Here is a 19,723-nt window from a genome sequence, read left to right on the forward strand (position 1 = left end):
GCTACAATCACCGGGACCGGCCCGATCCGGCCGGCGCGGGCCGGCCTGGCTCGAGCTCGGGCTGAAGCCGTGACCGGCCGCCGGCGAGCGGTAGCCGGCCGCGGCGAGCCAGCCCACGGCCGGCGTCGGTGATCGGTGGCCGCGGTCGCTGACGCAGGGGTGGTGATCGATGGCATCCGGGTGGTTCTGAAAGCGGAGAGCGTCGCGTGACGAAACGAGTCTGGACAAAGCTCCGCAGCCTGTTGGTCTGGGCTCATCGCTGGTTCGGCCTGCTGGCCGGCCTGTGGCTGTTCTTCCTCGCCGCAACCGGTTGCTTTGTCGTCTTCTACCAGGAGATCGATCGCGCCCTCAATCGCGATCTCTGGTATCGGCCGGTGGCGGGCGAGAGGCTGCCCGTTCAGCGCCTCGTGGAGGCCGCCGAGGCCAGCATCCCCGGCAGCTACGCCTCCTTCGCCAATCTGCCGAACCGCCCCGGCGAGCCCTTCTTCGCCTACCTGGCGGCGCGACCCGGAAGCGACGTCGAGATTCCGCGCAAGCTCCACGTCTTCGTCGACCCCTACAACGGTGAGGTCTTGGCGACGCGGGTCTTCGGGGCCTTCAAGCTCGACCGCCTGCATTTCGCCCAGCTCGTCTATCAGCTCCATCGCGATCTCAAGCTCGGCAATCTCGGCGCCTTCGTGCTCGGTCTGGTGGCCTTTCTGTGGATCTGGGATCACTTCGCGGCCGCCTGGATCTCCTTTCCGAATCCACGTCGGTGGTGGCAGAGCTGGGTGGTCAAGGGCGGTGCTCGCGGCTACTCGCTGGTCTATCGCCTGCACCGCGCCGGCGGCCTTTGGCTGGCGCCGGTCACCCTCGCCCTGGCGGTCTCCGGTGTCTACTTCAACTGGAACAGCGAGTTTCGCGCCGCGGTTAGCTGGTTCTCGCCCCTGACGCCGCGCCCTCACCAAACGGCACCGCGCCTCGAAGAGCCGCTCTTAGAGGCGCCGGTGGATGTCGACCAGGCGCTGGCGGTGGCCCGGCGTGAGACCGGCGGAGCGGAGGCCGACCGGGTCTCGATCATGCCCCAGTCGGGGCTCTATCTGGTGCGCCTGTTCGATCGCCGCGACATCTCGATCCACGGCGGTCGCTTCCTATATGTCAGCATGGAGGACGGCGCCGTGGTCTCCGATCGCCACGCCCGCGACGGCACCCTGGGCGATACCCTGCTCGCCTGGCAGTATCCGTTGCACTCGGGCCAGGCCTTCGGTTGGCCCGGCCGGCTGCTGATCTTCGCCGCCGGCCTGGTGATTTGCGCCATGGTGGCGACGGGCTTCGTCATCTGGGCCAAAAAGCGCCGCGGCCGGGTGGCGCTGGCGGCCCGCCGGCGCGCCGCTCCCCGAACACCGGCTCCGGTAGCGATCCCCGAACCCGCGAGCAGGTTGCTGCAAGACTCTCGACTTGCGGCATCCTTCGCCCCCGAGGGACCCCGAGCCCAACCGGCCGGGCGCTCCCGACAGGGCGGCGGCAGAGCCGCCGACAGGAGTGCAGCGGGGCCGCGAGTCCCCAAGGGGACATCCAAACCGCGCATTTCGGACAGATAGTTTCCGCGAGAGAACGCCGTCTGCTACTTCAGCAGACGGTGTCCGAGCCCATGGGGCGAGGCGGCGGCAAAGCCGCCGAGGACGGGGCCGCCCTGGATTGGGGTGCCTGGCCGGCCGCACCGCACGACATGTGCGTGCTGGCGGGCCGCGCAGGCCCGAGGGAGGCGCCTTTAGCCGTCGGCATGGCAATGGAAACGAGCGAGCCGTCTGCTATAGCAGCAGACGGCCTCCGAGCGCGATCAGCGCGAGGCGGCGGCAAAGCCGCCGAGGACGGGGGTGAGGCCGCACGACATGTGCGTGCGGCCGAGGGGGGCGCCTTTAGCCCCCCTGAGACAGCTAGCCCCCCTGAGACAGCTAACGCCCTGAACAAGGCGCGTCGCGACTTTTCAGCGGGCTTCGGCTTGCTGGTAGATCAGCGAGCCATCGGCAAAGGCTCGCGAATAGAAGCGGGCCGTCTCGGTCCAGCCCTGCAGGGCACCCTCGCCCTGCTGACTGACGATCTCTTCGGCGTGCTCTGCGAGGGCCTCGGCGATGGTCTGCCAGCAGGTGACGGCGAGGTCCGTGCGGTCTCGGCGGGCGACCTGACGGAAGCCGGCGAGGCGCAGCGCGTCGTCGTACTCGGCGGGTGTCAGGAGGTTGATCATGGCGTCCTCGCGCCAGATCTTCTCGCGCAGCTCGTCGGTGACCCGTGGCCCGGCGAGAATCTCGACCAGAACGAATGAACGGCCGGTCGTCAAGAGACGCCGGGCACCGGCCAACACGGCGCCGAGGTCGTCGACCAGGATGAGGGAATCGAGGGCGTAGACCAGATCGAAGGTCTTTTCCGGAGACCAGACCGTGATGTCCGCCTCGACGAAGCTCAGGCGGCCGGCGAGCTGTGGGTCGAGGCGCTGGCGGTGGGCCTCGGCCTTGGCCACCTGCTGAGGGTTCATCTCGACCCCGGTGACCTGGCAGGGGTAGTGGGTGGCGAGGTAGCGGCAGGTGTCGCCGAGGCCGGAGCACAGCTCGAGGACGCGATCATCGGGCGCCAGAGCGCCGGCGCGGCCGATGGCGTCGAGAACTCGCCGGCCACCCATATTGGTGAACTCCCAGCCGCCGTGAACCGGTCCATAGACGGCGAGTTGCCAGACCGGATCGGCGGCGCCGTCGTAAAGCTCCCGATTGCGTTGGGCGACCTCCTGCGGACTGGGGGAGGCGCGAAAGGCGGCGGAATCGCCGCTCACGCCGCCCCGCTGGCCTGCAGGTAGTCGGCGACCAGTGGCGGGAAGGCCATCAGGATCGGGGGATCCGTCACCAGCGAACGGCGCATCTGGAGCTTCACCGGCTGCGAGACGCTGCCGTTCTCGACCTTCAGCCCACACTTGATGTTCTCGGCCCGCAGGGCGTCCTGCCCGAGGAGGAAGCTCTCCTGGCTGGCGCCGAGATCGAACGCCGCCGAGCAGACGAAGTATTGACCGTCTTCGAGCCTCTGGGTGATGCCGAAGCCGAGCGCCGTCTGGGAAATGCTGCAGGCCAACGGGCTGCCTTGGGGAATCGGCTTTGGGAAAAGGCCGACGAAGGCGACTCCGGAGAAGTCGTCGGGGACGTCGAAGAAGCCGTGCACGGCGGAATCATCGGCCGGCTCGAGTTGCTCCATCAGATAGTTGCGCAGCTGGTTCGCCATCTCGGCTCCGGCACCTTCGGCGAGCGAGCGGAAGCGCCGAGGGGGCACTCCGACGAGCTCCGTGAAGCGCCGGGTGAAGGTACCGAGGCTGTTGTAGCCGACTTCGAAACAGATGTCGGTGACGCTCTGCTGGGTGGTGAGGAGGAGGCGTTTGGCCTCCTGCAAGCGGAGCGCCCAGAAGAACTGCGCCGGCGGTATGCCGGTGAGCTGTCGGAAGACGCGCACGAAGTGATAGGAACTCATGATGCCCACTTCGGCCATCTCATCGAGGGAGAAGCTCTCGTAGAGCCGCTCGTGCATCGTTTCGATGACGCGCTCCGTGGCGCGGCGATAGGAGTCCTCGGTGTCCCCTCGCCAAGCGCTCGAGGAGTGCTCGATTCCGTCGTTATGGGTGCCAGATGAGTCGCGATCCATGATGCCTAGATGATGATCGGCCAGGAGTTCGACATCGATGTTAGGTCCTCGTGCGCGGTGAAGAAGTATGCCGCTGGGGGGCACCCTTCTCGAGTCAATAGAATTCAGTACGTCAATGGAGCCGCGAAGGCTCCGCTATCGATGAGTGCCGAACCAGGGGAGAATCGTTGCTCCGCGAGTTCCGCATCGCGAAGTCTGTGGGTTCGCTCCACATTGGGATCGAACCGAGCGATTCCGCGGTCCTATCGGCACCACGAATGACTGTGAGTTTTGCCACCGATAAGGAGGGTATCGAGTCGGGGCCTTCCCGCCTATAGATCGAGCGGCTCAAAATCGGTTCAACCGATGGCGGGCATGAATCTTGACGTCTCGGCCTAGAGCCGCATCAGAACCCATTTGATTCCAGGCTTTGGTATTTTCGTAGATTTAACGAGTTCAACTAGTCGTTTTTTTTGAGCAAGTTAGGTCCCGATTCGAAGGCTTGCATCATTCCCTACGATACTCTCGAACATGAATCTTTTTTAGTCCAAAGGTTCTATTGCTAGAGACGGGGGGACACGGTAGAAAACAGGGAACCGATGACTAGCCAAGAGACCTTCGACGCCGTTTCAGAAGTGCCGAATCTCGGCGTCTCCGAGAGCACTGAGAGGGTGTGTCGACGGGGGGATCTCCGGTCCGAGAATTGCTCTTGCGGGAAGGTTTCCTGATGAATCCCGTACGGCTCTTCCTGGTTCACGAGAATCCTCTTCATCGAGAGGCCCTTTCGCGCTCTCTCGAAGCCCATGCGGAGGTCGAGCTGATCGGCTCCCTGTCCCGTTCTCAGGTCGCCAACGAACGACTGCGGCGCGATGGCGTCGATCTGGTGTTGGTGGATGCCAGTATCGAGCAGGAGGCGGCCCTCGAGGTGACGCGAAACCTGCGCCGGCGGTTCCCGGGATTGCGCCTGTTACCCCTCGGGCTCGAGGGCGGTGCCGACGTGGTGCGCTTCATCGAGGCCGGTGCCAATGGCTATCTGCTGCAGGATGCCTCCCTCGCCGAGCTGATTCGCACCGCCGTCGACGTCTACCGGGGTCGCCCTCCCTGCTCGTCCCGCGTCGCCGACATGGTGCGACTGCGGATCGTCGAGCTGAGCCGCTCGGCGCCGCGGCTGCGGGCGCCGACGGTAGCGCTGACCAAGCGGGAAAACGAGATTCTCGAGCAGGTCGCCGATGGGCTCGGCAATCAGGAAATCGCCCTCGAGCTCGGCATCGCCCTGGCCACGGTCAAGAACCATGTGCACCGGATCCTCGACAAGCTCGGCGCGCGTAGCCGGCGCGAAGCGGTTCGGGTGGCCTTCGAGAACGGCCTGCTCAAGGGCGTCGCTCGGCTGCGGCCGCGGCGCCGGCCTCCGGCTTCCTGACGCCAGTCGTAGGGACGGTCCCTAAATCCGTAAGGCCGTGCGGCGCAATCGCGGACGCAGCCAGCGCTTGAGCTGCGCCTTTCTCACCGCCTCGGCGCGGTCCGTGGCCTCGAGCTTCTCGAGCACGCGGTGGACGTGGTTCTTGATGGTGAAGGGCGAGAGGTAGAGGCGAGCCGCGATCTCCTTGTTGCTCAGGCCATCGGCGATGAGCTCCAGCACCTCCATCTCACGTGGCGTCAGGGTGAGCGCTTCGAGGCGCTCTTTGCGGCGCTGCTCCCGCACCAGATCGGCGAGCTGACCGAACATGATGTTGGCGACATAGGGCGAGCAGAAGGTCTCGCCGCGGAGCGCCATGTCGATCGCCTTGATCAGCTCGGCGAAGGAGGCGTCCTTGAGCACCCACCCGTGGGTTCCGGCATCGACACAGCGCAGGATGAAGTCTTCCGACTCGGGGAGGCCGATGGCCAGGACGGTCAGGGTGGGATGGTCCTGGGTGAGGAGGACCAGCTCATCGAAGGTCTCGTCCTGGGCTTGTCCCAGATCTGCGAGCAGCAGGTCAGGGCAAGCTTCATCTTCGATGCGTTGGCGAGCAGCCGCCAAATCGGCCACCTGGTCGACTTCGCGGTAGCGCTTCTCGTCGGCGAGGAGTGACACCAGGCATTCGCGGAATACCGCAGTGCCACCGGCCAAAAGTAGGCGAGTGTCAGTGCTCATGGGGACTCCTCCAAGGCCTGCAAAGGAACGCAAAACCCCTCGGCGAGCCGGGGGAAGGTCCCAAGGGTACCAGGTTGTAGCGCCTCGGTTCGGATCAGGACCAGAACTTGCCCTCCGCCATCAGGTCGCGAGCGGCGAGGGCGGCGGTCGTGCCCTGCTCGACCAGCCGGCGGCGGTCGGTGCCGGTGGCGTCGACCGCCTGGCGATAGGCCTCCTGGGTCTCGCGCAGCTTCTTGATCGCGTCGAGGTGGAGATTGCGCTCGCGCAACACCTGGATGGCGTCCTCGACATCGGAGAGGGCGATCTCCAGTCCCCGGCGGCTGCGCTGCGGATCTCCCTGGCCGATCGCCGCGGCGCTCTGCTGGGTGAAGGAGCGGATGTTGTCGAGGGCGTTGAGGACCCGCAGGAAAGCGGCGATGGCCTCGACCTCGGAAGTGTCGAGGGTGATCTTCAGGCCGCTGGCGAGGAAGAACGCGTCGGTGGCATAGAAGTCGACCGCCCCTTCGAGGGTCTGGACGGCGTTGTTGTGGAAGTAGGGAGCGGTGTCCGCCGACTCGACTAGCGAGGTGGTGTTGAACTCGCAGTTGCCGATGCCGCTGTCGACGCACAGGAAGGTAGTCTCTTTGCCGAAGCCGCCGTCCGGTGGGTTGTTGTCACCATCGACGATGTCCGCCGGCTCCGAAGCCAGCTTCTCGACGCCGGTGTCGTGGTTCTCGTTGAAGCCACTGAAGAGGGCGTTGGCGCCGCCATTGAGGTGGCAGTCGTTGCAGGCCGTGTCGGCCTTCAGATAGAGCTGCTTGCCGTGGGCCACCAGGGGGCTGCTGAAGGTGAGCTTCGAAAGGTCCGGGTCCTCGCTGCGACCCAGGCTGAGCAGGAATGCCGCCATGGCGTCGAGCTCGACGTCGTTGGGCAGGCGGAAGTCGTTGGGGGCGATGCGCCGCAGGGTCTTCGGGTAGTGCTGGATGACGGCGCCGACGGCGAACAGGCGCAGCGAGCCATCGCCCGGCGAGCCGTCACAGCCCCAGCCGAGGGCGTGGTCCTTGTTGGTGCAATCGTCGCCCGGATCGATCGATCGGCTGAGGCCGAGGAGGTGGGGCACGCTGCGCAGCGTGTAGCGATTCGCCAGGTCGCGGCGGCCGTCCGGATTCTGCAGGATCAGCGCCAGCTCGCGCATCAGCTTCGGCTTCTCGAAGTTCTCCGCCAGCTCGGCGATGTGCTCGGCGGCGAACAGCGGATCGTCGTCCGGCAGGGTGCTGATGAAGTAGGGATCGAGGGTGTAGTTGTTCTCCGCCGGGTGGCAGGTGCCGCAGGTGCGGCCGTTGCCGGCGAAGGTTTCCTCGAAGAAGACCTCTTCGCCGCGGGCGATGAGATCGACGGCCGGGTCCTTGGCGACGGTGGCGAAGGCCGGCCGCGGTCCCCAGGAGGTCAGCCCGGCCGGGCGTAGCGCGGAAACCGACGGTCCGCCGCGGCGGCTGCGCTCGAGGCGCTGGAAAAGACTCGGTGCGGCGGCAATGCGGGTGCCTTCGACCGGGGAGCGATCGGGGTCGGTCACCGCCACCAGATCGATCTCGAAGTGGTCGAAAAAGGCGCTGCCGAGGTCTGCCGAAAGTCTGCCGTCGGGGCGCAGCCGTCCGAGTCGCAGCAGACGATCCTCGGGCTCGGCGGCGAGGGTGCCGTGGCGTCCGTCGTGGTTGTCGACCAGCCAGACGTCCCCCGGCGAGCCGGTCCCGGCCGCCGCCATCGACTCCGAGAGGTCGACATCGAGGCGCCCCGTCCGGTGGTCGATGGTGACGTTGCCGCGCAGCGCCGAGGGCTGCTGCGAGATGCCCTCGATCTCTCCCAGGCGCAGCTGCCAGCGCTCGGCCTGAACCTGTTCGGCTTGCCAGCGGGTGAAGGCCTTCTCGAGATGACCCGGCTCACCGGCGGTCGGTGCGTTCACCGGCGGAGCCTGGAAGAACAAGACTCCGAGCGGCGCAAAGGCCGCGATCATGACGCAGAGGAGGACGATTCGAGAGTTGCCGCCGGCGGGGGCGGCCCGGCCCTGCGAACCTCGCGACGGGGTGACTCTGGAATCTGCAGCGGCGCTCATGCCCGCCGATGCTAGCGACGGTCCGACCGCGAAACTTCTCTCATCCTGTCGAGATCGGCAATCTCGATGCTAGTCAGCGGAAGAGATTGGAGAGGATCTCCTTACCGCCGACCAGGGTGCCGAGGAAGCTTCCCATACCGGAAAGCAGAAAGGTCAGCAGGATGCGCAGTAATTTGTTGCCCCACCAGCGTCCGACGCGAGTGAAGTCGTCACCCACGGACTTGAATTCCCGCACCAGGGGCGGCCGAAAGTAGGCCTGGACGAAGGCCACCACATAGGCGGCGCCGATGAGTGGCGACAGGCTGGTGATGGGGGCCGAGACGAAGGCGGCGAGGATCGCCAGTGGGTGAGCCAGGGCGATGGCGGCGCCGATGGCGCACGGAATGCCGTTGGCGAGCACCCAATAGACGATGTTGTCGCCAGCGGCGGCACCGCCCTGGTCCCAGCCGATGTAGACGATGGCGCCGACGATCAGCACCGGAATCGCCCAGCCGACCCACTTCCAGATCGGCGACACCGGTGGGATCTCCTCGATCGGGGCCAGCTCGGTGGTCTCGCCGCGGTTCAGGATGTCGACGATGCCGGCGACGTGGCCGGCGCCGACCACCGCCACCACGCGGTCGCCATCGGCCTGGCGAATCTTCTCCGCCAGGTAGGCGTCGCGCTCGTCGATCAGGACCTCCTTGAGGGCCGGCATGGCCTCGCCGAGCTCGTTCATCATCTCGTTGAGGACATCCTTCTGGCGGATCTCGCGTAGCTGCTCCTCGGAAATCTCCGAGTCCTCCATGATGCCGGCCATCACCGACGCCATCAGCCAGAACTTCTTGAAGAAGCCGATCCGGCGCCAGGCCCGCCGCAGGGTGATGCGGATGTCGCGGTCGCAGAGCGAGATCGGAATACCGTCCTCGTCGGCGGCCTTGGTGGCCTCGAGGAGCTCGGTGCCCGGCGTCACGCCGAGCTGGCCGCCGAGCTTCTTCTGGTAGGCGCCGAGGAGCAGGTTGACCAGCAGCGTGCTGAGCTGTTTGTTGCGGATCACCTGCTTGATGTCGAGGCTTTCCCAGCGGCTCTCCTGGGAGAGGGCCTGGTAGCGCCGCTCGTCGAGCTCGACGCACACGCGGTCCGGCTGCTCGTCGCGGATCACCAGGCGCACCAGGTCCGCCGACTCCTGCGAGATATGGGCGGTGCCGACGAGCACGATCTCGCGGCCATCGAGATCGAGACGGTGGATGTCCTGGTGAGTTTCTGCGCTCATCGAGTCGGCTCGTGGGTCGTGAGGGCGGCGCGCTGGGGCCGCCTCGAGAGGGGGCATTGCCGGCCAGGGGACGCTGTCCGTCCCGGGATAGTAGAGCGGCCCGTCGTCCTCCGCAAGGGGGGTGGCGTGCTAGAGTTTTGGAGCTTTATGTTCGCCACGCAAGATCTTGCCTGCCGCTGAGCCCCGGCGCCGAACCTGACCCTGCGGGTCAGCGCTCCGCCGGAGGCTCCTGCGATCACCGCCGGTGATCGCTTCCGAGCTCGTCTCTCGACCGTCGAGAACAGAAGGATTGTGCGCAACGCGCCTGGAATCGAGGCCAAGAGCCAGGTTCCGGGTTGGCTGCAGGAGATCGGAGCGTGTTGGCAAGCGACTTGGGTTGGAACCAGACTTTTCAGGAACATTTCGAAAACTATCTTGACCGCGGTCTCGAGGCCGGTCGGGTCCTCACCGAGAACCGCGAGGTCTACCGGCTGTGGAGTGGTCGTGGTGAGCGCACGGCGGAGCTCGCCGGCCGTCTGCGCTACCTCGCCGAAGGGCCCGAAGACCTGCCGGCGGTGGGCGACTGGGTGGCCTTCGAGGGCTTCGACGAAGACCGCGCCATCATCCATGGCCTGTTGCCGCGCCGCAGCCGGCTGCTGCGCCGGGCGGCCGGCCGGCGCAGCGACGTCCAGGTGGTGGCGGCCAACGTCGACACCGTCTGGGTGGTGTCGTCCCTCAATCGCGACCTCAGCGAGCGTCGCCTCGAGCGTTACCTCGAGGTGGTCGCCGAAGGCCGTTGCCGGCCGGCGATCGTGCTGTCGAAAGCGGATCTGGTGGGCCATCCCGAGGCTCACCGGGAACGCTTGGCGGCGCGCTTCGACGGGGTTCCGATCCACGTCGTCAGCAGCCTTCGAGGGCAGGGCCTTACGGATCTCGAGGGAGACCTCGAGGCCGGCCAAACGGTGGCCCTGCTGGGTTCCTCGGGGGTTGGCAAGTCGACCCTGATCAACCACTTCTCGGAGGTCCAGCAGGCGGTGCGGGAAATCCGCCAGCAGGACGATCGCGGCCGCCACACCACCACCGGTCGCAGCCTGCTGCCGAGCCGCCTCGGCGGCTGGATGCTCGACACTCCCGGCATGCGAGAGCTCGGACTGGTGGCGGGGCAGCTCGGGTCGGCCGGCACCTTCGAAGACATCGACGCCCTGGCGCGCCAGTGCCGCTTTCGCGATTGCCGCCACGACGGCGAGCCGGGCTGTGCCGTGGCCGCCGCCGTCGAGCACGGCGACCTCGACGAAGCGCGCCTCGCCAGCCTCGACAAGCTGCAGCGGGAGGAAGAGTTCCAACGCCTGCGTGAGGCCGGCAAGGGGGCCCTCGCCGAGAAGCAGAAGTGGCTCGCCCATCGCATCAAGGCGGCCAAGGCGGACAAGAAGTCGCGTCTGGAGTGATCGCCCGGAGCATCGCCGCGGGGTCGTTGGTCTTGCCGGCCCCGCGGTGGCGCGCTGGTTTCGAGATCGAGCCGTGGGCCGCATCCATCCGCGCTGGCGTGCGAATATTCAGGGCATGAGCGCTCCCCTGTCCGCCTCTCGGGTTCTCGTCGTCGGTGCCGGCCTGGGCGGAATCTCCGCTGCCGTCTCGCTCGCCCAGGAGGGCTATGGCGTCACCCTGGTCGACAAGAACGACTGGCTCGGCGGCAAGCTCAGTGAGCTGCGTACCGATGGCTACGTCTTCGACCTCGGGCCCTCGATCCTGACCTTGCCGCAGTTCTTCGAGCGCCTTTTCGAGCGCTCCGGAAAGCGGATGGCGGACTACATCCCGATCGTCCCGGTGCGGCCCCACTGGCGCTGCTTCTTCGAGGATGGCGTCACCGTCGACCTGCACCCGGAGCGCCAGGCGATGGAGGCGGAGCTGCGCAAGGTCGGTGAGCCGGCCGAGACCTTCTGGCGTTTTCTCGACTATTCGGCGGGCCTCTACGACCTCACCGCCGAAGGTTATTTCGAGCAGGGGCTCGACTCGGCGGCGGACTTTCGCGAGTTCTACGGTCTGCTGAGGTTTCCGGGCTTCGACCTGCTGCGCAGCATGCATCAGGGCGTGCGGCGCCACCTCCGGACCCGCAAGATGCGGGACATCATGGATTTCTTCATCAAGTATGTCGGCTCCTCGGCATTGCGCGCGCCGGCATTCATGAACGCGATGCCGACCATCCAGTTCCGCTACGACCTCTGGTATGCCGAGGGCGGCATGTACAACATCGCCCGCGGTCTCGGCCGATTGCTCGACGAGCTCGGGGTCGAGGTTCGCCTGGGAGTCGATGTCGAGCGCCTCGAGAAGGCCGGCGGGCGGGTGACCGGCGCCCTGACGCGCAGCGGTGAGCGCCTGGCGGCGGACATCGTGGTCTCCAATCTGGAGGTGGTGCCGACCTATCGCCACCTGCTGGGGGAGGGGCCGGAGTTCCTGCGTGGCCTGCGTCGCCTAGAGCCGTCGTGCTCCGGCCTGGTGATCGATCTCGGCCTCGACCGGCGCTACTCGCAGCTTGCCCACCACAACTTCTTCTTCTCCCGCGACCAGGCCAAGCATTTCAAGACCGTCTTCCGGAAAAAGCAGCTACCCGCCGATCCGACCATCTATCTGGTCGCCGCGGCGCGCAGCGACGATTCGGTGGCGCCGCCGGGCTGTGACAGCCTCAAGATCCTGCCGCACATTCCGCACCTCGACGCCGAGCGCTCCCTGTCGCGAGACGACTACCTGGCCTATAAGGACGTCATTCTCGAAAAGCTCGAGCGCATGGGGCTCGAGGACCTGCGCCGTCACGTCGTCGTCGAGCACGTCTTGACTCCCCTCGACATCGAAGAGCGCTATCGCTCGAATCGAGGCTCCATCTATGGGGTGGTCGCCGACCGCTTCAAGAACCTCGGCTTCAAGGCGCCGAAACAGAGCGAGCGCTACGAGAACCTGTTCTTCGTCGGCGGCTCGGTGAACCCCGGCGGCGGCATGCCGATGGTGACCCTGTGCGGCCAGAACGTCGCCCGCAAGGTGGTCGAGTTCGACCAGCAGTAGGCGGTTCGCAGCCGTCCTGCCCGGGCCGCGACCTCAGCGCAGCTCAAGGGCCATGGTGGCGTCGCCGGTGAGGTCGAAACGCGCCGCGGACCAGGACGGCGGTCCGAAGCTGCCGCGAGCATCGTTCGAGAAGCCGTAGGGCTCGCTGGGGATGCCGAAGGCGCCGCGATCGAGCTCGTCATCGCGGTCGACGTCGAGGTAGACCTTGATCCCATAGGCGCCCGGAGGGAGCTCCACGCTCCACTCGGCGGTCGGTCCCTCGACCTCCCTGCGGAAGGCGCGGTGCGGCGGCCCGGAGCCTTCGAAGCTGGCCGCATCGGCGTAGATCGCCACCACCAGCCGCCCGCGCTCTTGCTGCCAGCCGGCGAAGCGCAGGTGCAGCTCCAGCGTGGAGTCGGTGGCGGCGCCGGCGGCTGGCTCCGGCACCGGTGCGGTGGCGCAGCCCAAGGCCAAGGCGAGGCTGCCGGCGAAGGTGGCGAGAAGCCCGAGGTTCACGTCTGCAGCCCTCCGCGCCGCAGCCAGCGATGGGCGATCAACGCCGCGGCGGCGAAGAAAGCCGTCGCCGCAGCGGTGAGGCCGGCGAGCTGCGGCCACAGCTCGAGCAGCGGTCGCTCGTACCAGAAGATCTTCTGGTAGGCGGTCAGTGCCCAGTGGTTGAAGGTCAGACGACCGACCGCCTGGAGCGGCTCGGGCATCAGGAAGGCGGGGAAGAGGTTCCCACCGAGGGCGCAGAGGGTGAGGATCACGACCACCGTGATGCCGCTCAGTTGGGCGCGAGTCCGGCACAACGAGCAGAGCAGCAGACCGAAGGCGGCGGCCGCCGCGGCGGCCGCCACGGTGGTGACCGCGAAGCCGCCCACGGCGCGGGGCGTGAACAGATCGAGGCCGAAGAAGAGGGCGGCCCAGAGGAACATCAGAGCCACCTGGGCGGCTCCCAAGGCGGTCAGGAAGATCCAGTGGCCGGCGAGCAGGCGGACCAGGCCGATGCGCGCCGCCATCAGCCGACTGAGGACGCCGCTGTCGCGCTCGTCGAGGAGGATCGAGCTACGGCCGGCGGCGGCGAGCATCAGGAACATGACTCCCAGGCCGGCGGCGAAGAAGGCGATCGATGGACGCTTGCCGGTCCGGCCGAGGGCGTCGACGACGCGCAGCGGGACGACCTCGCCGGTCACCCCGAAGCCCTCGGTGGCGACGGCGGCGGCGGCCGCCTGGACCAGGCCCTGGACGACGCCGCTGGCGAGCGGGTCGGAGCGGTCGGCGTGGATCTCGATGCTCGCCGCGGTGCCGAACGGGGTGAGCGAAGCGGGCAGGACCACCACCGCCGACGTCCGGCCTCGGCGCACGGCGTCGAGGGCCCTGGCGAGCCGCGTCTCCGGCCATCGCGTGGTTTGCAGCCGAGGCTGCTCGGCGAGGCGGCTGGCGATGGCGGCGGCGAACCCCTCGCCGCCGGCCACCACGGTGACCTCCACCGGTCGCTGGCTGTCCGGGTCCATGGCGGAGAAGACCGCGGCGAAGATCGAGAAGAAGGCGATCGGCAGGACGAAGGTCAACCCCAGGGCGACGCGGTCGCGCACCAGGGTCCACCAGCTGACCCGCAGGATGGCCGTGATCATTCCCGCAGCTCGCGGCCGGTGAGCTCGAGGAGAACGTCCTGCAGACCCGGTCGGCGGAGGTCGAGACTGAGGACCTCGGCCCCGGCGGCGGTGAGCTCGTGGAGCAGAGCCGGGAGCTCGGTGGCGACGTCGCCGAGAGCTGCCGAGAAGGCGCCGTCGGCGCGCGCCTCGAGGCCGGCCGGTAGCGCCCCTCGACCGCTGGTTGGAAGGCCGCCGAGCTGCAGCCGGAGCACCGCCCGGTCACCCACCGTTTGGCGCACCAGCTCGGCGATCGGGCCGGTGGCGACGGCGCGGCCGGCGTCCATGATCACCAGGTGATCACAGACATTCTCGGCGTCGCCGAGCTCGTGGGAGCTGTGGAGCAGCGCCACGCCGTCGCGCCGGAGTTGCTCCAACATCGCGAAGATGCGTTCCCGGGCGTGCGGATCGACGCCCACCGTCGGCTCGTCGAGGAGCAGGACTCGTGGGCGGTGGAGGACGGCGCAGGCGATGTTCAAGCGGCGCTGCATGCCGCCCGAGTAGGTGCCGACGAGATGAGCGGCCCGCGACTCGAGGCCAGTCCAGTCCAGTGCCCAAGCGATCCGTCGCCGCAGCTCGGATCCACGGACACCGCTCAGGGTGCCGAAGGTGGCGAGATTTTCGACCGCGGTGAGCTGCGGATAAAGGGCCAGATCCTGCGGGACCCAGCCGAGCACGTCCGCCCGTGGACCTCGTACCGGCGAGCCGAGGACCTCGACGCTGCCGTCGTCGAGAGGTATCAGGCCGGCGATGGCCAGCATGCAGGTCGTCTTGCCGGCACCGTTGGGCCCCACCAGGCCGGTCCAGCGCCCGGCGCCGAGCGCCAGGTCGAGGCCGTCGAGGGCCCGGTGTTCGCCGTAGGCCTTGACGGCGCTGCGCAGCTCGACCGCGCACTCTCCGGCAGCGGCGTCAGACCGCGGCACGCTTCTTCCAGCCGATCCGGCGGCCGGTGCGCCGCCGCCACCAGGCGAACCACTGGATGGCGACCAGGGCGCTGACGCCGAGCGGGTGAAGCACCGCGCCGAGCCACGATTGGCGAAACCGCAGGGCCAGGAGCAAGCGCGCCGCGGGGCCGAGGAGGGCGGCGGTGAGGGCGGCGGCGAAGCTCGCCGTGGCGGGGGCGACGACGGCGGTGATCGCGAGCAGAGCCCACGGCAGCACCGCGCCGCCGAGGAGAAGGATGGTCCAGACCCAGATGGCGATCGGACCGGCCATGCCTTCGTGGGCATTCTTCGCCAGGCCCATCACCACCTCGCCGGCGCGCGAGTACATACGGCAGGTGGCGAGGTGGGTGGCGTCGAAGAGATCGGTGCGCAGCCCGGCCCGGCGGAAGGTGCGGGGGAGCTGGATGCCGTCGTGAAAGCTCGCCCGGATGGCGCCGTGGCCGCCGGCTCGGCGGTAAGCGTCGCGGCGCGCCGCCATCAACTGTCCGCAGCCGGCGGCGAAGCCGGGGTTGCCCGACAGGCGCATGCCGAGCAGCGGCAGGTAGCCGAGCAGAACGAAGTGGATCAGCGGGATGATCAGGCGCTCGGCGAAGCTCTCGGTGCGCTGCCGTGGGAAGCCGCTGGCGAGGTCCAGGCGCCGCTCCTCCATGAATCCTGCGATGCGCGCCGCGGCTTGCGGCGAGAGCTCGACGTCGGCGTCGACGAAGAGCAGAATCGGCGCCCGGGCGTGATCGGCGAGGGCCTGGCAGGCATGCTGTTTACCGGCCCAGCCGGGAGGTAGCGGTGGCGCCTCGAGCAGCCGGACGCGGGCGTCGGCGGAGGCCATCCGCTGGACGATCTCAGCAGTCCGGTCGCTCGAGTGATCGTCCATCACCAGCACTTCGACCGCTGTGCCGCGGCTCGCCAGGGCCGAGCCGACGGCGGCTTCGATGACCGCTTCCTCGTCGCGCGCCGGGATCAGGATCGAGACCCGGGGCGCCTCGTCGTCGGTGGGACGGTCGGCAACCGCTCGCGGCGGCCGATAGAGCAGGAGATTGAACAAAGCCAGGCCGAACGGGTTGGCCGCCAGCACGAGGGCGATCACGGCGAGGACGAGGAGGAGGCCGCTCATTGGCCTCGCCGATCCTGGCCGTGGCTGGCGTCGAAGGTCTCTCCGCGCATCGTCGCCTTGGCGCGGCGCCAGGCGTCGTAGACGCCGCCGATGCCGGTGCGACCTTCGACCAGGGAGTCGAACAGCGCCGGCTGGCGCTCCTGAGCGACGCCGGCGAGCCGGTCCATGGTCTCCTGGAGGGCCTTTTCGAGCCGTTGGTTCCAGCTCTCGACGCTGCTCTCCCGGGAGCTGCCGTCGAGGGCGATCGGGGTGCCGAAACAGGACAGCGCTTCGGGGCGCCGTTCGTTCCAGAACGGGTACTCGACCGCGAGCGGCACGACCAGACCGGTATCGAGGCGACGCACCAGGTGGGCGAGGCCGGGGCGTAGCTCGACGGGGCGCCGTCGCGGATCGCTGAACTCGCCCTGGGCGGTGATCCAGAGGGTGGCGTCGGGCATTTCCAGGATGCCGCGACAGGTGCGCAGGAAGTCGGCGGCGCCGCGGCGGCTCGTGGTCTCGATGCCGAAGGCGCCGAGCCGCTGGAAGAATCCGTACTGCTCGAGGGCCGCGGCCTCGAAGGGGCCGAACATGCGGCGCTTCGGCAGGACCAGTCGGGCGAGGAGGAGGAAGTGAATCGGATCCCACCAGGAGGGATGGTTCGAGTAGACCAGAATCGGTCCCTGGCGATCCTCCGGCGGCCGCCCCGAACGGCAGACCCGAACAGCGTCGAAATTCTTCGCGAAGTAGCGCCGCAACCAGAGCTCGAAGAAGCGCGCCAGGCGCGGCGAGTAGCGCTCGACGACGGCCGGCGTGGGGTGGTCGGAGGTCATCGCTCTCTCCGCTGGCGCTGGCGACCGGCGACGGCCAGCCGGCGCAGCGCGGCGAGGCGCTGCCGCAGGCCGGACCCGTGGAGCAGCTGAACGAAGGACTGGAAGAGAGGAGCGTCGCGGTCATCGACCGGATCGTAGTGCGGGCGCCAGCGGCCCCGGCGCTCGATCAGCGTCTTGATCACGGTCATCTCGAGCAGACCTTCGGGTCCACGGGTGGTGCCGAAGCCACTGGCGCCGCGACCCCCGAAGGGCGCACGCGGATCGGCCGTCGGGACGATCAGGTCGTTGACCACCGCCACGCCGGTATCCATGCGACGGGCCAGCGCGCGGGCCGCCTTTGGCGGTCCGAAGACGCTGACCCCGAGGCGCAGGGCGCCGGCGGCGACCCGCGCCAGGGCTTCTTCCGGATCCCGGATCGGCAACAGGGCAGCGGCCGGCGCCGGGATCTCCGCCAGTCGATCGGCGAGCTCCTCGGCGACGTTGGCGAGCACTACCGGATGACATCCCTGGGTCGACGGTCGCCGACCGGCGACCAGCACCGCGCCTTGCGAGACGGCCTCCGCGACCGCCTGGTCGAGGGCTTGGCGGGTCGCTGCCGGCAGCCGCGGGGGTGGCCTGAGGTCGAGCTGACGGGCGAGCTCCGCCGCCAGCTCCGTGCTGACTTCTTCCGCCACCAGCAGACGCCTGGGAGCGATGCAGGTGAAGCCGCCATTGAGGGTCATGGCGAAGGCGATGGCGCGCGCCGCCTGGGCGAGATCGGCACCGTTCATGACCACCGCTGCATCGCAGCCGGAAAGCTCCATCACCGCCGGCGTCGCGGTGGGGGCGAGCTGTTCCAGCACCCTCAGACCGGTCTGGCGGGAGCCCGTCAGCACGACCTTGTCGACGCCTTCGGCGAGCACCGCTTCCGCCACCTCGACGGACTCCGGCAGCACCTGGAGAACCTCTGGAGGCAGGCCGCTGGCGGCGAGGTCGTCGGCCAACGCCTGCATCGCCGGGAGACCGCCGCGGCCCGGCTTCACCAGCACCGCATTGCCCGCCACCAAGGCCTGAAGGAGCTGGACGCCGGCGAGCAGGATCGGATAGTTCGAGGGGGCGATGACGAGGACCACGCCGTGGGGCTCGCGGCGCACCTCGAGGGCGCTACCGAAGAGCCAGGCCGGCCGGCCGCGGCGGCCCGGTCGCCGCGGCGCCAGCAGCGAGGCCGCCTGGCGTTCGAGAAAGCGGCAGGCGTCGAGCAGCGGCAGCACTTCGGCGGTCAAGGTCTCGGCTGCGCTCGAACGCCAGGGCAGGTCGGCGGTGCGGGCGAGGTCGAGCGGCTCGTCCCCCAGGCGCCGACGCAGGCGAGCGATGACCCGTAGCCGTTGACGGACGCTGCGCGCCGCCCAGCCATCGGCGGCCCGGCGAGCGGCTTCCAGCGAGCGCTGGGCCAGGGACTGCGCCGAGTCGCTGAGCCCACCCGGGGTCATGATGTCGGTGGCGCCACGCCAGCGGGTCAAGCGCCGCCCACCGAATGGAACAGCGGCTCCGGCGGTGGCTCGACCTGCTCCGTCCAGTCGACCGGCGCTCCCAGATCCTCGGCCATCAAGCGAGTGGTGATCTTGGCGGACTCGTAGATCACCGGCAGCCCGCTTCCCGGATGGGTCGCACCACCGACCAGGAACACCCCGTCGAGCTCTTCGAAGCGATTCTGAGGCCGCAGGTGGAGGAGCTGGCCCACCGTATGGGCGAGGCTGAAGGTCGAGCCGAGGTGAATGTTGAGGTCGGTCTCCCAGGTCAAGGGGGTGACGATTTTCTCGAAGCGGATGCGCTTCTCGATGTCGTCGATCCCAATGTCCTGGAGCTTGGCCATCATCTTGGTGCGAAAAGGCTCGAGATCCCTTCGCCAGTCGATTCCTTCGGTGCGATGCGGCACCGGAACTAGGACGTAGAGGGAAGTGCAGCCCTCCGGCGCCATCGTCGGGTCGGTGACCACCGGATTGCAAATATAGAACGAGGGATCCTCGGAGAGGCGGCGATCGTTTTCGATGTCCGCCAGGTTCCGGCGATAGTCCTCGGCGAGATGAATCGAATGATGCGGCAGATCCACCTCGCCTTCGAGACCGAGGTACATCATGAAGGTCGAGCAGGAGTACTTCTTGCGCTCGAGCTTCTGATCGCTCCAGCGGCGCCGCAAGTGGTTCGGCACCAGGCGTCGGACGGCGTGGGCGAAGTCGGCGTTGATCACCAGCGCGTCACAGGGCAGAGAGCCGCGGTCGGTCTCGACCGCCTTCACCCGCCGGCCATCGAGGTCGAGGCCGGTCACCGTCGTTCCCAGCCGCAGGTCGACGCCCATGGCGACGGCGAGGTCCGCCATCACCTGGGAGAGGGCGCCGCAGCCGCCGCGGGGGTGGTAGATGCCGTACTCGTACTCCATGAACGACAGGATGGTGAACAGGCTCGGACACTTGAAGGGCGACATGCCGAGGTACTTGCTCTGGAACGAGAAGGCGAGACGAATGCGGGGATCCTCGAAGTAATTGCGCAGGTCGGCGTCGACGCTCGCCCAGGGACGCATCACCGTCAGCAGATCCCAGAGAGGAATCCGCAGCAGGTCGCGGGCGCTCGAGAACGGTTGCTGCAGGATCGGCGTCGCTTTGCTCAGCTTGCGTCGGTTGTCGGCCAGAAAACGCTTGAAGGAAGCGGCGTCCTGCGGCGCGATGCGAGCGATTCGTCGCACCATCTCGTCCGGGTCCGGGGTGACGTCGAGGGAGGTATCGCCGCCGAAGACGAGGCGGTAGTGGGGGTCCACCCGCAGGAGGTCGATGGTGTCGTCGAGGCGCAGGCCGCAGAGCCGGAAGAGGGAGCGCAGGGCTTCGGGGTAGAGGAAGAAGGTCGGACCGAGGTCGAAGCGAAAGCCGTCTTGCTCGAAGGTCGACGTTCGTCCGCCGACTCGGTCGCGGGTTTCGACCAGAGTGACCCGCAGTCCGGCACTGGCGGCCAGCATGGCGGCCCCCAGGCCCCCCGGGCCGGCACCGACAATCACGACATGGGCATCGGAAGTCTGCATCATAAGACTTCCTTCGCCAGCCCTGCGCCTCCGGT

The 19,723-nt window shown here is 68.1% G+C and carries 16 protein-coding genes; 4 read left to right on the top strand and 12 right to left on the bottom strand.

Annotated elements, in window-relative coordinates; translation table 11 throughout:
• Positions 1 to 206: 206 nt before the first annotated feature.
• Positions 207 to 1,580, top strand: coding sequence for a PepSY-associated TM helix domain-containing protein (locus AAF604_10580; GenBank protein MEM7050099.1), 1,374 nt, complete (start codon positions 207 to 209; stop codon positions 1,578 to 1,580).
• Positions 1,581 to 1,966: 386 nt separating this feature from the next.
• Here AAF604_10580 and AAF604_10585 read toward each other — a convergent pair whose 3' ends face one another.
• Both AAF604_10585 and AAF604_10590 read right to left on the bottom strand, forming a co-directional pair.
• Positions 1,967 to 2,803, bottom strand: a complete 837-nt coding sequence (locus AAF604_10585) for a class I SAM-dependent methyltransferase (GenBank protein ID MEM7050100.1) — start codon at positions 2,801 to 2,803, stop codon at positions 1,967 to 1,969.
• A complete protein-coding gene (locus tag AAF604_10590; GenBank protein ID MEM7050101.1) occupies positions 2,800 to 3,657 on the bottom strand; it encodes an AraC family transcriptional regulator in 858 nt (285 codons plus the stop codon). Before AAF604_10590 ends, AAF604_10585 begins: the two co-directional genes overlap by 4 nt.
• A 706-nt stretch (positions 3,658 to 4,363) precedes the next feature.
• On the opposite strand from AAF604_10590, the gene AAF604_10595 reads away from it, so the two are divergent.
• Positions 4,364 to 5,056, top strand: coding sequence for a response regulator transcription factor (locus AAF604_10595; GenBank protein MEM7050102.1), 693 nt, complete (start codon positions 4,364 to 4,366; stop codon positions 5,054 to 5,056).
• Between the two features lie 21 nt (positions 5,057 to 5,077).
• Here the strand turns inward: AAF604_10595 and AAF604_10600 are convergent, their stop codons facing one another.
• The 3 genes from AAF604_10600 to AAF604_10610 form a co-directional block, all read right to left on the bottom strand.
• Positions 5,078 to 5,770, bottom strand: coding sequence for a response regulator transcription factor (locus AAF604_10600; protein MEM7050103.1), 693 nt, complete (start codon positions 5,768 to 5,770; stop codon positions 5,078 to 5,080).
• Between the two features lie 94 nt (positions 5,771 to 5,864).
• Positions 5,865 to 7,859, bottom strand: coding sequence for a hypothetical protein (locus tag AAF604_10605; GenBank protein ID MEM7050104.1), 1,995 nt, complete (start codon positions 7,857 to 7,859; stop codon positions 5,865 to 5,867).
• A 73-nt stretch (positions 7,860 to 7,932) separates the two neighbouring features.
• The gene (locus tag AAF604_10610) at positions 7,933 to 9,111 is read right to left on the bottom strand and encodes a TraB/GumN family protein (protein MEM7050105.1); all 1,179 of its coding nucleotides are present in this window, start codon (positions 9,109 to 9,111) and stop codon (positions 7,933 to 7,935) included.
• A 356-nt stretch (positions 9,112 to 9,467) separates the two neighbouring features.
• On the opposite strand from AAF604_10610, the gene rsgA reads away from it, so the two are divergent.
• Together rsgA and crtI (AAF604_10620) are read left to right on the top strand one after the other, a co-directional pair.
• Positions 9,468 to 10,535, top strand: a complete 1,068-nt coding sequence (gene rsgA / locus AAF604_10615; protein ID MEM7050106.1) for a ribosome small subunit-dependent GTPase A — start codon at positions 9,468 to 9,470, stop codon at positions 10,533 to 10,535.
• A gap of 115 nt (positions 10,536 to 10,650) precedes the next feature.
• Complete coding sequence (gene crtI, locus AAF604_10620) at positions 10,651 to 12,144, top strand: phytoene desaturase family protein (protein MEM7050107.1); 1,494 nt, start codon at positions 10,651 to 10,653, stop codon at positions 12,142 to 12,144.
• Between the two features lie 33 nt (positions 12,145 to 12,177).
• On the opposite strand, the gene AAF604_10625 is transcribed toward crtI (AAF604_10620), so the two are convergent.
• From AAF604_10625 to crtI (AAF604_10655), 7 genes are read right to left on the bottom strand one after another with little or no spacing between them, the layout of a single operon-like run.
• Positions 12,178 to 12,639: a DUF2141 domain-containing protein gene (locus AAF604_10625; protein ID MEM7050108.1), complete on the bottom strand. Its 462-nt coding sequence runs from the start codon at positions 12,637 to 12,639 to the stop codon at positions 12,178 to 12,180.
• Positions 12,636 to 13,757 (bottom strand): ABC transporter permease, encoded by a 1,122-nt coding sequence (locus tag AAF604_10630; protein MEM7050109.1) that lies wholly within the window; start codon positions 13,755 to 13,757, stop codon positions 12,636 to 12,638. The genes AAF604_10625 and AAF604_10630 overlap by 4 nt, the downstream gene beginning before the upstream one ends.
• Positions 13,754 to 14,698 (bottom strand): ABC transporter ATP-binding protein, encoded by a 945-nt coding sequence (locus AAF604_10635; GenBank protein MEM7050110.1) that lies wholly within the window; start codon positions 14,696 to 14,698, stop codon positions 13,754 to 13,756. The genes AAF604_10630 and AAF604_10635 overlap by 4 nt, the downstream gene beginning before the upstream one ends.
• Positions 14,685 to 15,830 carry a glycosyltransferase family 2 protein gene (locus AAF604_10640; GenBank protein ID MEM7050111.1) on the bottom strand — a complete coding sequence of 382 codons (1,146 nt, stop codon included), beginning with the start codon at positions 15,828 to 15,830 and terminating at the stop codon, positions 14,685 to 14,687. Before AAF604_10640 ends, AAF604_10635 begins: the two co-directional genes overlap by 14 nt.
• Entirely contained in the window at positions 15,827 to 16,639 is an 813-nt protein-coding gene (locus tag AAF604_10645) for a lysophospholipid acyltransferase family protein (protein ID MEM7050112.1), read from the bottom strand. Before AAF604_10645 ends, AAF604_10640 begins: the two co-directional genes overlap by 4 nt.
• Positions 16,636 to 18,138, bottom strand: a complete 1,503-nt coding sequence (locus tag AAF604_10650) for an aldehyde dehydrogenase family protein (protein ID MEM7050113.1) — start codon at positions 18,136 to 18,138, stop codon at positions 16,636 to 16,638. Before AAF604_10650 ends, AAF604_10645 begins: the two co-directional genes overlap by 4 nt.
• Positions 18,135 to 19,691 (bottom strand): phytoene desaturase family protein, encoded by a 1,557-nt coding sequence (crtI, locus tag AAF604_10655; protein ID MEM7050114.1) that lies wholly within the window; start codon positions 19,689 to 19,691, stop codon positions 18,135 to 18,137. Before crtI (AAF604_10655) ends, AAF604_10650 begins: the two co-directional genes overlap by 4 nt.
• Between the last annotated feature and the right edge of the window lie 32 nt (positions 19,692 to 19,723).

The sequence above is a fragment of the Acidobacteriota bacterium genome (assembly GCA_039028635.1).
Taxonomy (GTDB): Bacteria; Acidobacteriota; Thermoanaerobaculia; order Multivoradales; family JBCCEF01; genus JBCCEF01.

Excerpts from the sequence above, each read along its gene's own strand:
- crtI (MEM7050114.1), bottom strand. The coding sequence starts at position 19,691 with ATGATGCAGACTTCCGATGCCCATGTCGTGATTGTCGGTGCCGGCCCG.
- AAF604_10610 (MEM7050105.1), bottom strand. The coding sequence starts at position 9,111 with ATGAGCGCAGAAACTCACCAGGACATCCACCGTCTCGATCTCGATGGC.
- AAF604_10600 (MEM7050103.1), bottom strand. The coding sequence starts at position 5,770 with ATGAGCACTGACACTCGCCTACTTTTGGCCGGTGGCACTGCGGTATTC.
- AAF604_10645 (MEM7050112.1), bottom strand. The coding sequence starts at position 16,639 with ATGACCTCCGACCACCCCACGCCGGCCGTCGTCGAGCGCTACTCGCCG.
- AAF604_10630 (MEM7050109.1), bottom strand. The coding sequence starts at position 13,757 with ATGATCACGGCCATCCTGCGGGTCAGCTGGTGGACCCTGGTGCGCGAC.
- AAF604_10640 (MEM7050111.1), bottom strand. The coding sequence starts at position 15,830 with ATGAGCGGCCTCCTCCTCGTCCTCGCCGTGATCGCCCTCGTGCTGGCG.
- AAF604_10595 (MEM7050102.1), top strand. The coding sequence starts at position 4,364 with ATGAATCCCGTACGGCTCTTCCTGGTTCACGAGAATCCTCTTCATCGA.
- AAF604_10605 (MEM7050104.1), bottom strand. The coding sequence starts at position 7,859 with ATGAGCGCCGCTGCAGATTCCAGAGTCACCCCGTCGCGAGGTTCGCAG.
- AAF604_10590 (MEM7050101.1), bottom strand. The coding sequence starts at position 3,657 with ATGGATCGCGACTCATCTGGCACCCATAACGACGGAATCGAGCACTCC.
- crtI (MEM7050107.1), top strand. The coding sequence starts at position 10,651 with ATGAGCGCTCCCCTGTCCGCCTCTCGGGTTCTCGTCGTCGGTGCCGGC.